Genomic DNA, 13188 nt, shown 5'->3' on the forward strand with positions numbered 1-13188 from the left:
TTTCCTCCGTTGCGTTCCCACACCATGAACCACAACCTGTACGCCGCGTTGCGCGCGGCCTTTCCCGCCGATCTGGACAGCACCGCCGTGGAGACGGTGGGCGGCGCCCATGCCGGCCTGCGCTACTCCTGGCGCGACCTGGACCGCGCCAGCGCCATGATGGCCAACCTGCTCGATTCGATGAAGCTGCCCGAAGGCTCGCGCATCGCGGTGCAGGTGGAGAAGTCGGTCGAGGCCCTGGTGCTGTACCTCGCCACCTTGCGCGCGGGCCACGTGTTCCTGCCGCTCAACACGGCCTACCAGGCCGGTGAGATCGAGTACTTCATCGGCAACGCCGAACCCGCCGTGGTGGTCTGCAGCCCGGCCAACTTCGGCTGGGTCTCCAAGATCGCCTTCAAGGCCGGCACGCGCCACGTCTTCACGCTGGGCGACGACCGCACCGGCAGCCTGCTGGAGCGTGCCGCGCACCACAGCGCCGAGCACACCCCGGCGCACAGCCGCGCCGAAGACCTGGGCGTGATCATCTACACCAGCGGCACCACCGGCCGCAGCAAAGGGGCGATGCTGTCGCACGGCAACATGCTGAGCAACGCGCAAGTGCTGCGCGAATACTGGGGCTGGAAACCGGGCGACGTGCTGATCCACGCGCTGCCGATCTTCCACGTGCACGGCCTGTTCGTGGCGCATCCACGGCGCGCTGATCAATGGCAGCCCGATGTTGTGGCTCAACAAGTTCGAGCCGCGCGCGGTGCTGGAGCTGTTCCCGCGCGCCACGGTGTTCATGGGTGTGCCCACGCTGTACGTGCGCCTGCTCGCCGAACCGGGCCTCACGAAACAGCAGGTGGCCCACATGCGCCTGTTCATCTCGGGCTCCGCGCCCTTGCTGATCGAGACCTTCGAGGAGTGGAAGACCCGCACGGGTCACACCATCCTGGAGCGCTACGGCATGAGCGAGACGGTGATGATCACCTCCAACCCCTATGCGGCGGACGCGCGCTTCGGTGGCGAGAGCGAGCGGCGCGGCGGCACCGTGGGCTTTCCCCTGCCGGGCAACGAGTTGCGGGTGGTGGACGAGGACACGAAGGCGGTGCCGGTGGGCGAGATCGGTGCGATCCAGGTGCGCGGGCCCAATGTGTTCAAGGGTTATTGGCGCATGCCGGAGAAGACGGCCGAGGAGTTCACCGCCGATGGGTTCTTCAAGACGGGCGATGTGGGGCGCATCGACGAGCGGGGCTATGTGAGCATCGTCGGGCGCAGCAAGGACCTGATCATTTCCGGGGGGTACAACGTCTACCCGGCCGAGATCGAGGGCTACATCAACGAGATGCCGGGCGTGGCCGAGAGCGCGGTGGTGGGTGTGCCGCACCCGGACTTCGGCGAGGTGGGGGTGGCGGTGGTGATCACCAAGCCCGGGGCTTCGGTGAAGCCCGATGAGGTGGTGTCCGCGCTCAAGGCGCGGCTGGCCAACTTCAAGATTCCCAAGCGCTGTGTGGTGGTGGCGGAGTTGCCGCGCAACACCATGGGGAAGGTGCAGAAAAACCTGCTTCGGGATCAGTACAAGGGCTTGTTCGCCTGACTGTTTTCTCCGGCCACAGCGGTCCTCGGTGATCGGGGTGGCCGGCTCCGCTCATGTCCCCCGAACCGGCTTCGCCGGTTCTCCTCCTTTACTTCGCTGCGCCGGCCACCCCGATCACCGAGGACCTGCGGGTGGTTCGGAACGTTGGCCGCCGATGCTTTTGCGGAGTCAGGGGCAGTGGGCTCTGCGCAGCGGGGTAAAGGAGGCGGCGGCACCAGCCGCCGGGGGACACCCGCGGAGCAGAGCCCGCTGCCCCTGACTCCCGCGAGGTATCACCCCAAAAAAACGTCAGCGCAGAACAAGCACAGGAATGTGCGAATGCGTCAGCACCTGCTGCGTCTCACTGCCCAGCAAAAGACGCTTGATGCCCCGACGCCCATGCGAAGCCATCACGATCAGATCGCACTTGTTGCGCTTGGCCGCCGCGATGATCGCCTCGGCCACCAGATCGGACTTCACCGTCACCGGCTTCACCTTCACCTCACGCAACTGCCCGGCCGACTTCACCGCATTCACCGCCACCAGCGCCTCTTCCTGCCATTGTTTCTCGATGCGGGCCACCTCGGCCGCCGCCAACGCCACACCACCCTCGAAATAGGTTTGCGGGTAACGCGGAATCACCTTGAGCGCCACCACCTCGGCACCCGTCAGATCGGCCAGATTCAGACCATGCTCCACCGCCTTCTGCGACAGCTTCGAACCATCGGTCGCCACGAGAATTCGCTTGTACATTGTTGATCTCCTTGTGTGGTTGAACTCGGAACCCTCAGGGTAACAAAGCAGGGGCCTCAGGTGTTGACCTATGTCAATGGCCCGAAGCACGGCGTGGAATACGCTCCCACCATGAACCCGGCCGCCTCCGCGCTCGTGGCAAGCCACGTGCCTGCCCCTCCCCGCGCCCGCCGTCCCGCCCCCTGCGGCAGGCGAGGCCACGCCATCGCCACCGCGCGCCGACTGGCTGGGCACCCACCGCGGCTCCCTCACGGTCACCGACGACTTCGCCGTCCTGGACGACCCCGTCGAACAGGAGACCTTCACGCGCGCCCTCGCGCCCGATGGCGAGGGCGCCGGTGCCGAATCCGTGCTGGTGGTGCAGGGCATGTACTGCGCCGCCTGCGCCGACACGGTCGAGTCGGTGCTGCAGCACCTGCCCGGCGTGCAACGCGCCCAGGTGCACGCCGCCACGCGGCGCCTCACGCTGCGCTGGGACCCGACGCGCACGCGCCTCTCCAGCCTGGCCCGCGCGCTGGGCGACACCGGCTACCGCCTGCTGCCCATGCAGCACGCGCTCTCGGTCAGCGAACGCCTGCGCGAAACCCGCCAGGCGCTGTGGCGCCTCTTCGTGGCCGGCTTCTGCATGATGCAGGTGATGATGTACGCGTGGCCCGCGTACGTGACCGCGCCCGGCGAGATCCCGCCCGACATCAACCAGCTGCTGCGCTGGGCCAGCTGGGTGATCAGCCTGCCCGTGGTGTTCTTCGCCAGCGGCCCCTTCTTCGCCAGCGCCTGGCGCGACCTGAAGCACGGCCGCGTGGGAATGGACACGCCGGTGTCCATCGGCATCCTCGTGACCTTCCTCGTCAGCTCGGCCGCCACCTTCGACCCCACCGGCCCCTGGGGCGCCGAGGTCTGGTTCGACTCGCTGACCATGTTCGTGTTCTTCCTGCTGGGCGGGCGCTACCTGGAGCACAAGGCGCGCGACCGCACGGCCGGCGCGCTCGACGGCCTCATGAACCGGCTGCCCGAGGTCTGCGAGCGGCAGAAGCCCGACGGCGGCTATGAGTCCGTCTCGCTGCGCCGCCTGCGCGTGGGCGACACCGTGCGCGTGCAGGCCGGCCAGGCCTTCCCGGCCGACGGTGAATTGCTCGATGGCCTGGCCGATGGTGGACGAAGCCCTGCTGACCGGCGAGTCGCACCCGTTGTCGCTCCAGGCAGGGCAGGGCGTGGTGGCCGGCAGCTTCAACCTCGGCGGCCCGGTGCGGGTGCGCATCGACCGCCTCGGCGCCGACACGCGCTTCGCGCAGATCGTCCAGCTGATGGAACGGGCCTCGACCGAGAAGCCCCGCCTGGCCGTGCTGGCCGACCGCGTCGCGGCGCCTTTCCTCGTCTTCGTGCTGCTCGCGGCCACCGTGGCCGGCTTCTACTGGTGGCAGATCGACCACACGCAGGCCCTCGCGGTGGCGGTGGCCGTGCTCATCGTCACCTGCCCCTGCGCGCTGTCGCTGGCCACGCCGACGGCCATGCTGGCCTCGGCCGGCGCGCTGGCGCGGCGCGGCGTGCTGGTGCGTCGGCTGCAGGCCTTCGAGGCGCTGGCGGGCATCGACGCGGTGGTGTTCGACAAGACCGGCACGCTCACGCACGACCGCCTGGCGCTGCAGAAGGTCACCCTCCGGGAAGGTGCAAGCCTCTCGGACGCGTGGGCGCTGGCGGGCGCCCTCGCCGAAGGCTCGCTGCACCCCGTGTCCCGGATGATCGCGCGCGAGGCCATGGCGTGCCAGCCCGACCTGGCTCCACTGGCAGGGCATACCGAGCGGGCAGGGCAGGGCATGCAGGCCTTGCGGCCCGACGGAAGCTGGGTGCGCCTGGGCTCGGCCGGGTACTGCGGCCTCCCGCCCTCGGTGGCCGGTGAGCACCTGCCTGCCGTTCACCTGAGCGACGCCCGCGGCTGGATCGCGAGCTTTGTTCTGCAGGAAAGTTTGCGCGACGACGCAGTGGCCGCCGTGGCCGCGCTGCGCGCGCTCGGTGTGCGCACCTGGCTGCTGTCGGGCGACCGCGAGACCGCCGCGCGGCAGGTGGCCCAGGTGGTGGGCGTGGACCACGTGATCGCGGGCGCCTCGCCCGAGCAGAAACTGGCCGAGATCGCGGCGCTGCAGGCGCGTGGCCTGAAAGTGGCGATGGTGGGCGACGGCCTCAACGACGGGCCCGTGCTCGCGCGCGCCGACACCTCCTTCGCGCTCGGCCACGCGGCACCGCTGGCGCAGTCGCAGTCGGACTTCATCGTGCAGGGGGGCCAGGTCATGGACGTGGTCAACACCCTCACCCAGGCGCGCGCCACGCTGCGCACCGTGCGGCAGAACCTGGCCTGGGCCGCGGCCTACAACGTGGTCAGCGTGCCGCTCGCGCTGGCCGGCTACATGCCGCCCTGGCTGGCCGGCCTGGGCATGGCGGCGAGTTCGCTGCTGGTGATCGGCAACGCCCTGCGCCTGGCGCGGCACTGAAGGCTTTCGATGGACATCCTCTACCTCCTGATCCCGCTGTCCGTGCTGCTCGTGTTCGGCATCATCGGCGTGTTCTGGTGGGCGCTCCAGGCGGGGCAGTTCGACAACATCGAACGCGAAGGCGAGCGCATCCTCAAGGGCGATTGAGGGCGCGCTTGACCTAGGTCAAGGCCAAACAGGAACTCCCTGCGCACACTGTCGGCAGTGACATTGGCAAGGAGTATGTGTATGTCCGTGACCAACAGGGCCAGCCAGTCGGCGGTCTACAACGACAAAGTCGTTCGGCAGTTCGCCATCATGACGGTGGTCTGGGGCGTGGTGGGGATGCTGGTGGGCGTGATCATCGCCGCGCAGCTGACCTGGCCGGCGCTCAACCTGGGCGTCGAGTGGCTGTCCTACGGCCGCCTGCGGCCGCTGCACACCAACGCGGTGATCTTCGCCTTCGGCGGTTGCGGCTTGTTCGCCGCCAGCTACTACGTGGTGCAGCGCACCTGCCAGGTGCGGCTGTTCGGCGGGCAGCTCGCCGCCTTCACCTTCTGGGGCTGGCAGGCCGTGATCCTGCTGGCCGTGGTCTCGCTGCCCATGGGCATGACCTCCGGCAAGGAATACGCCGAACTGGAGTGGCCGATCGACGTGCTCATCACCCTCGTGTGGGTGGCCTACGCCATCGTGTTCTTCGGCACCATCGGCCTGCGCAAGGTGCGCCACATCTACGTGGCGAACTGGTTCTTCGGCGCCTTCATCCTGGCCGTGGCCGTGCTGCACATCGTCAACAGCGCCGCGCTGCCGGTGGACCTCTTCAAGAGCTACTCGGCCTACGCCGGCGTGCAGGACGCGATGGTGCAGTGGTGGTACGGCCACAACGCCGTGGGCTTCTTCCTCACCGCCGGCTTCCTCGGGATGATGTATTACTTCATTCCGAAGCAGGCCGAGCGCCCGGTGTACTCGTACCGCCTGTCCATCGTGCACTTCTGGGCGCTGATCTTCACCTACATGTGGGCCGGCCCGCACCACCTGCACTACACCGCGCTGCCGGACTGGACGCAATCGGTGGGCATGGTGTTTTCGCTCATCCTGCTCGCGCCCAGCTGGGGCGGCATGATCAACGGCATCATGACGCTCTCGGGCGCCTGGCACAAACTGCGCGACGACCCCATCCTGCGTTTCCTGATCGTCTCGCTCTCGTTCTACGGCATGTCGACCTTCGAGGGTCCGATGATGTCGATCAAGACGGTCAACGCGCTCTCGCACTACACCGACTGGACCGTGGGCCACGTGCACTCCGGCGCGCTCGGCTGGGTGGGCCTGGTGACCATGGGTTCCATGTACTACCTGATTCCGCGCCTGTACGGCCAGAAGAAGATGTACTCGGTGCCCGCCATCGAGCTGCACTTCTGGATCGCCACCCTGGGCATCGTGCTCTACATCGCCGCGATGTGGATCGCCGGTGTGATGCAGGGCCTGATGTGGCGCGCCATCAACCCCGACGGCAGCCTGACCTACACCTTCGTCGAATCGGTCAAGGCCACCTTCCCGTTCTACGTCATCCGCCTGCTCGGTGGCGTGCTCTACCTGGCCGGCATGGGCGTGATGCTGTGGAACACGGTGATGACCGCGCGCAACGGCCGCGTGGAAGACGTCCGCATTCCCGCTCTCAACCCCGCCCACGCCTGAGGAGCCACAACCATGGCCGACAACAACAAGCCCCAGGGTTTCACCCACGAGCGGATCGAGACCAACAACTTCCTGATGATCGTGCTCATCGTGCTGGTGATCGCGGTCGGTGGTCTGGTCGAGATCGTTCCGCTGTTCTTCCAGAAGTCCACCACGCAGCCGGTGGAGGGCCTCAAGCCCTACAGCGCGCTGCAGATCGCCGGGCGCGACGTGTATGTGCGCGAGGGTTGCTACAACTGCCACTCGCAGATGATCCGCCCCTTCCAGGCCGAGACGCTGCGCTACGGCCACTACTCGGTGGCCGGCGAATTCGTCTACGACCGGCCCTTCCAGTGGGGCAGCAAGCGCACCGGCCCCGACCTGGCGCGCGTGGGCGGGCGCTACAGCGACGAATGGCACCGCATCCACCTGAACAACCCGCGTGACCTCGTGCCCGAGTCCAACATGCCGGCTTACCCCTGGCTGGAGAAGAAGACCGTGAACGAGGCCGGCCTGCCCAAGCGCATGGAAGTGCTGCGCACCCTGGGCGCGCCCTACACCGACGAAGAGATCGCCGCATCCCAGGCCGACGTGAAGGGCAAGACCGAGATGGAAGCCCTCATCGCCTACCTGCAGGTGCTGGGCACCGCCATCAAGTGAGTGCCAAGGAGAACATCACATGGACATCAATGACCTGCGCAGCGCCGTCACCGTGATCAGCCTGATGACCTTCCTGGGCATCGTGGCCTGGGCCTGGGCCCGGCGCAACCAGTCCCGCTTCGACGAGGCAGCGATGCTGCCGTTCCAGGACGAAGCCACCACCGACAGCACGAAAGAACCGTCATGAGCGACTTCACCAGCGAATTCTGGAACTGGTACGTGGCCGTGCTGACCGTGGTCAGCATCATCGCCTGCCTGGTCCTGCTCTGGATCAGCGGCACCACCAAGGTCAAGGCCACGGCCGACAACACCACCGGCCACGTGTGGGACGGCGACCTGCGCGAGATGAACAACCCGCTGCCCAAGTGGTGGGTCTACCTCTTCATCATCACCTGCGTGTTCTCGATCGCCTACGGCCTGCTGTACCCGACCTTCGGCAAGTACCAGGGCCTGCTGGGCTGGTCGTCCGACGGCCAGCACAAGGCCGAGGCGGCCAAGGTCGAGAAGGCCATCGCGCCGATCTACGCGCAGTTCAATGGCATGACGCCGCAACAGCTCGCGGGCGATGCCTCGGCCATGGCCATCGGCGAGCGCCTGTTCATGAACAACTGCGCCCAGTGCCACGGCTCGGACGCGCGCGGCGCGCGCAGCTTCCCCAACCTGACCGACCGCGACTGGCTCTGGGGCGGTGAGCCGGAGGCGATCAAGGCCACCATCACCCAGGGCCGCAACGGCGTCATGCCGCCCATGGCCGCCGCCGTCGGCACGCCGGACGACGTGCGCAACGTCGCCCACTTCGTGCTCAGCCTCTCGGGCAGCCCGCACGACTCGGTGCGCGCCGCGCTGGGCCGCGCCGGCTTTGCGGCCTGTGCCGCCTGCCACGGTGCGGACGGCAAAGGCAACACCGCCATGGGCGCGCCCAACCTGAGCGACAACACCTGGCTGCACGGCTGGGGCGAAGACGCCGTGGTGCGCGCCATCACCAAGGGCTTCAACAACCAGATGCCGGCACAGGCCGGCAAGCTCAACGCGGACCAGATCCATGTGCTGAGCGCCTACGTCTGGGGCCTGTCCAACAAGGGCGGCGCGGCGGCAGCGGCCGGCAACTGATCGATTTGCACCACGTGACCAGTCCGTCCAGCAAGCCCAGAGCCCCCATTCCCATCGTCCCCGTCGATGACGAGACGATGGTGTCCCTGTACGCCGCGCGCGAGAAGATCCAGCCGAGATCGGTCCAGGGCCTGTTTGCCAACTGGCGCTGGGTCATGGTCTGGATCACGCAGCTCGTTTTCTACGGGCTGCCCTGGCTGGAGTGGAACGCGCGCCAGGCCGTGCTGTTCGACCTGGAGGCGCGCCGCTTCTACATCTTCGGGCTGGTGCTCTACCCGCAGGACTTCATCTACCTCACCGGCCTGCTGGTCATCTGCGCCTTCGCGCTGTTCCTGTTCACCGCCGTGGCCGGCCGCCTGTGGTGCGGCTTCGCCTGCCCGCAGACGGTCTACACCGAAATCTTCCTGTGGATCGAGAAGAAGGTGGAGGGCGAACGCTCGGCCCGCCTGCGGCTGGACCAGTCCGCCCTGTCCGCCAGCAAGCTGGGCAAGCGCTCGCTCAAGCACGCGCTGTGGATCGCTTTCTCGCTCTGGACCGGCTTCACCTTCGTCGGCTACTTCACGCCCATCCGCGAACTGGGCGCGCTCTCGGTGGCCGCCGCGCTCGGGCCCTGGCAACTGTTCTGGATCTTCTTCTACGGCTTCGCCACCTACGGCAACGCCGGCTTCCTGCGCGAGCAGGTCTGCAAGTACATGTGCCCCTACGCGCGCTTCCAGAGCGCGATGTTCGACCGGGACACCATGATCGTCACCTACGACACGCGGCGCGGTGAACCGCGCGGCCCGCGCTCGAAGAAGGCCGACCCCAAGGCCCTGGGGCTGGGCTCGTGCGTGGACTGCACGCTGTGCGTGCAGGTGTGCCCCACCGGCATCGACATCCGCAACGGCCTGCAGTCCGACTGCATCGGCTGCGCGGCCTGCATCGACGTGTGCGACGACGTGATGGACAAGGTGGGCTACCCACGCGGGCTGATCCGCTTCTCCACCGAGAACGGCCTGGACAACGGCTGGACCACGCGGCAGATGCTGCGGCGCGCCTTGCGCCCGCGCGTGCTGATCTACACCGCGATCCTCGGCGCCATCACCCTGGCCGTGGGCCTGAGCCTTTACATGCGCACGCCACTCAAGGTGGACGTGATCCGCGACCGCGGCGCCCTGGCCCGCATGGTGGAGCAGGGCCGCATCGAGAACGTGTTCCGCCTGCAGATCATGAACGCCACCGAGTCGCCGCAGCGCTACGCCATCGGTGTCTCCGGCCTGCCCGGCATCGCACTGGATTCCAGCGCCGAGGTGGAGGTGCTCTCCACCGAGGTGCGTGCGGTGGCGGTGCGGGTGCAGATCCCGCCCGATGCCGCGAGCCCCGGCTCGCACCCGATCCGTTTCGACATCCGCGCCATCGGCGACGAATCGATCCACGTCTCCGAAAAGGCGGCCTTCCTCGTGCCGCGCTGATCCGATCCATCTTCCCGAAGGAGCTCTCTCATGAACCCATCCAGCTCTCCCGCCGTGGCGGCCTCCGTGCCGCCGGTGTCCTGGTGGCGCGTCCCACACATGTGGCTGGTGGTGGGTGGCCCGCTGGTGGTGGTGGTGGCGCAGCCTCATCACCGCCTTCATCGCCGTCCACAACGCCGACCCGGTGCTCGACAAGGCCGTGTTCGAGCGCGACCGCGAAGCCGCGCTGGCGCTGGAAGGGCAGGCGAAGGCCGAGGCGCTGATCAAGCTGCAGCCCGCGCACCAGGCGCGCAACCACGCGGCTTCGCCGGTGGTGCCTCAACCGGAGCGCTGAGGTGCAGGCGCGCCACTGGATGGGCATCGCCTGGCCGGCTTTCCTGCTCGCGGCGGTGCTGGAAATGCTGGTCTTCGCGATGGTGGACCCGGGCGACCTGCACTGGTTCGGCCAGCCGCTGGACTGGTCGCGCCAGGCGGTCTACACCGTGGCCTTCTTCGTCTTCTGGGGGGTGACGGCGGTGTCGAGCGCGCTGACCGCGCTGCTCGTCATCCGCAAGTCTGAGGATTGACGATGCGGCGCAGGCCGTCGGTGTTCTTGATGTGCACGTAGCGCTGCTTCACATCGATGATGCCGTCCTCCACGAACTTGGAGAAGGTGCGGCTCACCGTCTCGAGCTTCATGCCGAGGTAGCTGCCGATCTCTTCGCGCGTCATGCGCAGCACCAGCTCGGACTGCGAGAAGCCGCGCGCATGCAGGCGCTGCACCAGGTTGAGCAGGAAGGCCGCCAGGCGCTCTTCGGCGCGCATGCTGCCCAGCAGCAGCATCACGCCGTGGTCGCGCACGATCTCGCGGCTCATGATCTTGTGCACGTGGTGCTGCAGGGTGGTGAATTCGCGCGACAGCTCTTCGACCTGGTCGAACGGCATCACGCAGACCTCGGCATCTTCCAGCGCCACCGCGTTGCAGGAATGGTGGTCGCTCACGATGCCGTCCAGGCCGATGATCTCGCCCGTCATCTGGAAGCCGGTCACCTGATCGCGGCCGTCCGCCGTGGTCACGCAGGTCTTGAAGAAGCCCGAGCGCACGGCGTACAGCGACGTGAACTTGTCCCCCCACGCTGAACAACGCCGTGCCGCGCTTGATGCGGCGGCGCTTGGAGATCACCTTGTCCAGCTTGTCCATCTCGTCGGGGTTCAAGCCCATGGGCAAGCACAGCTCGCGCAGGTTGCAGCTCGAGCAGGCGACTTTGATGCTTTGAGCGTCCATTAGAAAAGTCCGGATTCGCAAAAGGTTACAGCATACCCCCCACGGTGTCGACTTCACGCCCCGGCATCGGATCAGTTCACCACCTTTTGACCAGGATCAAGGGAATTCCAGACACTCTGTCGCACAGTGAGGGCCTTGATGGAGATTCGATCTTGAGCCACGCCATTTCCGAGGAGCTGCTGAAGCGTTTTGACGTGCCGGGGCCGCGCTACACCTCTTACCCCACCGCCGACCGGTTCGTGGAGGCGTTCACCGAAAACGACTACATCCAGGCGCTGCAACAGCGCCGCGCGGGCTCGATGGCCCTGCCGCTGTCCCTGTACGTGCACATCCCGTTCTGCGAATCGGTCTGCTACTACTGCGCCTGCAACAAGGTCATCACCAAACACCATTCGCGCGCGGCCGAGTACCTGCGCTACCTGGCGCGCGAGGTGGAGCTGCAGGTGGCGCACCTGGGCCAGGGCCACAGCGTGTCGCAACTGCACCTGGGCGGCGGCACGCCCACCTTCCTCTCCGATGCCGAGCTCGAAGAACTTATCGCCATGCTGCGGCGCCACTTCACGCTCGCGCCCGGCGGCGAGTACTCGGTGGAGGTGGACCCGCGCACCGTGACCGAGGACCGCCTGAGGACCCTGGCCCGCCTGGGCTTCAACCGCCTGAGCTTCGGCGTGCAGGACTTCGACCCCGCGGTGCAGAAGGCCGTGCACCGCGTGCAGCCCGCCGAGCAGGTGTTCGCGCTGGTGGCCGCGGCGCGCCGCATCGGCTTCGAGTCGGTCAACGTGGACCTGATCTACGGCCTGCCGCTGCAGACCCCCGCGTCCTTCGCGCGCACGCTGGCGCAGGTGAACGAGCTGCGGCCCGACCGCATCGCGCTCTACGCCTACGCCCACCTGCCGTCGCGCTTCAAACCGCAGCGGCGCATCTCGGCGGCCGAGCTGCCCAGCGCGGGCGACAAGCTCGGCATGTTGTCGATGTCGCTCGATGCGCTGATCGACGCCGGCTATGTCTACGTGGGCATGGACCACTTCGCGCTGCCCAACGACGCGCTCGCGGTCGCCAAGCGCCAGGGGCGCCTGCACCGCAACTTCCAGGGCTACAGCACGCAGCCCGACTGCGACCTGATCGCGCTCGGCGTGTCCGCCATCGGGCGCATCGGTGCCACCTACAGCCAGAACGCCAAGACGCTGGAGGAATACCGCGACCTGCTCGACCAGGGCCGCCTGCCCATCGTGCGCGGGCTCGCGCTCACGCGCGACGACCTCTTGCGCCGCGCGGTGATCATGGCGCTCATGTGCCAGGGCGAGGTGCAGTTCGAGTCGATCGAACTCGGCCACCTGATCAGCTTCAAGAGCCACTTCGCGCGCGAACTCGAGGTGCTCGAAGGCCTGGCCGCAGAGGGCCTGGTGTGCCTGAGCCCGACCGGCATCCAGGTCACCGAGGCCGGCTGGTTCCTGGTGCGCGCCATCGCCATGGTGTTCGACAAGAACCTGCAGGTCGACCTCGACCGAGCGCGCTTCTCGCGCATCATCTGAGGCCGGCGCGGGCGCCCACCATGCAAACCTCCATGGCGATCACGGCGCTCTTCATGGGCCTGGTGGGCGGCCCGCACTGCGTGGCGATGTGCGGCGCGGCCTGCGCCGGCATCGGTCGCGCGGCCGGCGCGCGCAGCACGCAGGCCCTGCTGGGTTTTCAGGCGAGCCGTATGCTGGGTTACGCGCTGTTCGGCGCCTTCGCGGCCGGCTCGGTGCAAGGCCTGGCCTGGCTGGGCACGAACACCGCGGTGCTGCGGCCGGTGTGGACCATGTTCCATGTGGCCGCGCTGCTCCTGGGCGCGGCGCTGCTCTGGCGCGCGCGCCAACCGGCCTGGATCGAGAACCTCGGGCAGCAGGTGTGGCGCCGCGCCCGGCCCGCCATGGTGAAACTGGGGCCGCGCGCGCCGGTGGTGCTGGGCGTGGCCTGGGCGCTCATGCCTTGTGGCCTGCTGTACTCGGCGCTGCTGGTGGCCTCGCTCTCGGCCAACGCGCTGGAAGGCGCGGCCATCATGGCCCTGTTCTCCATCGGAACCTCGGTCTCGCTCACCGCCGGGCCGTGGCTGCTGCTGCGCCTGCGCGGCGCGCGTTCGGGTGGCTGGGGCATCCGCCTGGCCGGGCTGGCCCTGGCCGTCACTTCGGGCTGGGCGCTGTGGATGGGCATCACCCAGCCCACCGGCCTCTGGTGTCTCTGAAAAACGCTCAGGCCTTGGGCGCGGCGCGGCCG

Annotated in this window: 13 protein-coding genes and 3 pseudogenes; 13 read left to right on the forward strand and 3 right to left on the reverse strand. The window is 67.8% G+C overall.

The annotated features are described in order from the left end of the window. Positions 1–24 precede the first annotated feature (24 nt). Positions 25–1576 (forward strand): annotated as a pseudogene (locus ACFJGX_RS15700) (malonyl-CoA synthase). Between the two features lie 288 nt (positions 1577–1864). On the opposite strand, the gene ACFJGX_RS15705 reads toward ACFJGX_RS15700, so the two are convergent. Continuing rightward, positions 1865–2308 carry a universal stress protein gene (locus ACFJGX_RS15705; protein WP_291118227.1) on the reverse strand — a complete coding sequence of 148 codons (444 nt, stop codon included), beginning with the start codon at positions 2306–2308 and terminating at the stop codon, positions 1865–1867. 367 nt (positions 2309–2675) lie between these two features. On the opposite strand from ACFJGX_RS15705, the pseudogene ACFJGX_RS15710 reads away from it, so the two are divergent. Then, a pseudogene (locus tag ACFJGX_RS15710) lies at positions 2676–2780 on the forward strand (cation transporter); the annotation flags it as partial. A gap of 56 nt (positions 2781–2836) precedes the next feature. Here the strand turns inward: ACFJGX_RS15710 and ACFJGX_RS15715 are convergent. Next, on the reverse strand, positions 2837–3226 hold the full coding sequence (locus ACFJGX_RS15715) for a hypothetical protein (RefSeq protein WP_382326527.1): 390 nt from the start codon (positions 3224–3226) through the stop codon (positions 2837–2839). Between the two features lie 218 nt (positions 3227–3444). Here ACFJGX_RS15715 and ACFJGX_RS15720 point away from each other — a divergent pair, with 218 nt between their 5' ends. From ACFJGX_RS15720 to ACFJGX_RS15760, 9 genes are all read left to right on the forward strand, one after another. Next, positions 3445–4794 carry a heavy metal translocating P-type ATPase gene (locus ACFJGX_RS15720; RefSeq protein WP_382326529.1) on the forward strand — a complete coding sequence of 450 codons (1350 nt, stop codon included), beginning with the start codon at positions 3445–3447 and terminating at the stop codon, positions 4792–4794. A gap of 9 nt (positions 4795–4803) precedes the next feature. Further along, complete coding sequence (ccoS, locus tag ACFJGX_RS15725; protein WP_204735344.1) at positions 4804–4941, forward strand: cbb3-type cytochrome oxidase assembly protein CcoS; 138 nt, start codon at positions 4804–4806, stop codon at positions 4939–4941. Between the two features lie 81 nt (positions 4942–5022). Then, the gene (gene ccoN, locus ACFJGX_RS15730) at positions 5023–6468 is read left to right on the forward strand and encodes a cytochrome-c oxidase, cbb3-type subunit I (protein ID WP_382325246.1); all 1446 of its coding nucleotides are present in this window, start codon (positions 5023–5025) and stop codon (positions 6466–6468) included. Positions 6469–6480: 12 nt separating this feature from the next. Continuing rightward, positions 6481–7107, forward strand: a complete 627-nt coding sequence (gene ccoO, locus ACFJGX_RS15735; RefSeq protein ID WP_291118216.1) for a cytochrome-c oxidase, cbb3-type subunit II — start codon at positions 6481–6483, stop codon at positions 7105–7107. A 19-nt stretch (positions 7108–7126) separates the two neighbouring features. Beyond that, complete coding sequence (locus ACFJGX_RS15740; RefSeq protein WP_382157313.1) at positions 7127–7294, forward strand: cbb3-type cytochrome oxidase subunit 3; 168 nt, start codon at positions 7127–7129, stop codon at positions 7292–7294. Beyond that, positions 7291–8217, forward strand: coding sequence for a cytochrome-c oxidase, cbb3-type subunit III (gene ccoP / locus ACFJGX_RS15745; RefSeq protein WP_382326531.1), 927 nt, complete (start codon positions 7291–7293; stop codon positions 8215–8217). The genes ACFJGX_RS15740 and ccoP overlap by 4 nt, the downstream gene beginning before the upstream one ends. 77 nt (positions 8218–8294) lie before the next feature. Next, positions 8295–9668, forward strand: coding sequence for a cytochrome c oxidase accessory protein CcoG (gene ccoG, locus ACFJGX_RS15750; protein ID WP_382325633.1), 1374 nt, complete (start codon positions 8295–8297; stop codon positions 9666–9668). 115 nt (positions 9669–9783) lie between these two features. Next, entirely contained in the window at positions 9784–10002 is a 219-nt protein-coding gene (locus tag ACFJGX_RS15755) for a hypothetical protein (RefSeq protein WP_382326533.1), read from the forward strand. A 19-nt stretch (positions 10003–10021) separates the two neighbouring features. Further along, entirely contained in the window at positions 10022–10234 is a 213-nt protein-coding gene (locus ACFJGX_RS15760) for a hypothetical protein (protein ID WP_382325631.1), read from the forward strand. On the opposite strand, the pseudogene fnr reads toward ACFJGX_RS15760, so the two are convergent. Next, positions 10212–10932: pseudogene (gene fnr / locus ACFJGX_RS15765) on the reverse strand (fumarate/nitrate reduction transcriptional regulator Fnr). The gene ACFJGX_RS15760 and the pseudogene fnr sit on opposite strands and share 23 nt — an antisense overlap. A 152-nt stretch (positions 10933–11084) precedes the next feature. Between fnr and hemN the strand changes: the two are divergent. After that, on the forward strand, positions 11085–12464 hold the full coding sequence (gene hemN, locus ACFJGX_RS15770) for an oxygen-independent coproporphyrinogen III oxidase (protein WP_382326535.1): 1380 nt from the start codon (positions 11085–11087) through the stop codon (positions 12462–12464). Between the two features lie 20 nt (positions 12465–12484). Continuing rightward, complete coding sequence (locus ACFJGX_RS15775) at positions 12485–13156, forward strand: sulfite exporter TauE/SafE family protein (RefSeq protein WP_382326537.1); 672 nt, start codon at positions 12485–12487, stop codon at positions 13154–13156. The last annotated feature ends 32 nt before the right edge of the window (positions 13157–13188 follow it).

Source organism: Hydrogenophaga sp. UC242_50 (assembly GCF_042697355.1).
Taxonomy (GTDB): domain Bacteria; phylum Pseudomonadota; class Gammaproteobacteria; order Burkholderiales; family Burkholderiaceae_C; genus Hydrogenophaga.

Coding starts and splice junctions, on each gene's coding strand:
- ACFJGX_RS15705 (WP_291118227.1), bottom strand. CDS start 2,308: ATGTACAAGCGAATTCTCGTGGCGACCGATGGTTCGAAGCTGTCGCAG.
- ACFJGX_RS15715 (WP_382326527.1), bottom strand. CDS start 3,226: ATGGTCAGCGAGTCGAACCAGACCTCGGCGCCCCAGGGGCCGGTGGGG.
- ACFJGX_RS15720 (WP_382326529.1), top strand. CDS start 3,445: ATGGCCTGGCCGATGGTGGACGAAGCCCTGCTGACCGGCGAGTCGCAC.
- ccoS (WP_204735344.1), top strand. CDS start 4,804: ATGGACATCCTCTACCTCCTGATCCCGCTGTCCGTGCTGCTCGTGTTC.
- ccoN (WP_382325246.1), top strand. CDS start 5,023: ATGTCCGTGACCAACAGGGCCAGCCAGTCGGCGGTCTACAACGACAAA.
- ccoO (WP_291118216.1), top strand. CDS start 6,481: ATGGCCGACAACAACAAGCCCCAGGGTTTCACCCACGAGCGGATCGAG.
- ACFJGX_RS15740 (WP_382157313.1), top strand. CDS start 7,127: ATGGACATCAATGACCTGCGCAGCGCCGTCACCGTGATCAGCCTGATG.
- ccoP (WP_382326531.1), top strand. CDS start 7,291: ATGAGCGACTTCACCAGCGAATTCTGGAACTGGTACGTGGCCGTGCTG.
- ccoG (WP_382325633.1), top strand. CDS start 8,295: ATGGTGTCCCTGTACGCCGCGCGCGAGAAGATCCAGCCGAGATCGGTC.
- ACFJGX_RS15760 (WP_382325631.1), top strand. CDS start 10,022: ATGGGCATCGCCTGGCCGGCTTTCCTGCTCGCGGCGGTGCTGGAAATG.
- ACFJGX_RS15775 (WP_382326537.1), top strand. CDS start 12,485: ATGCAAACCTCCATGGCGATCACGGCGCTCTTCATGGGCCTGGTGGGC.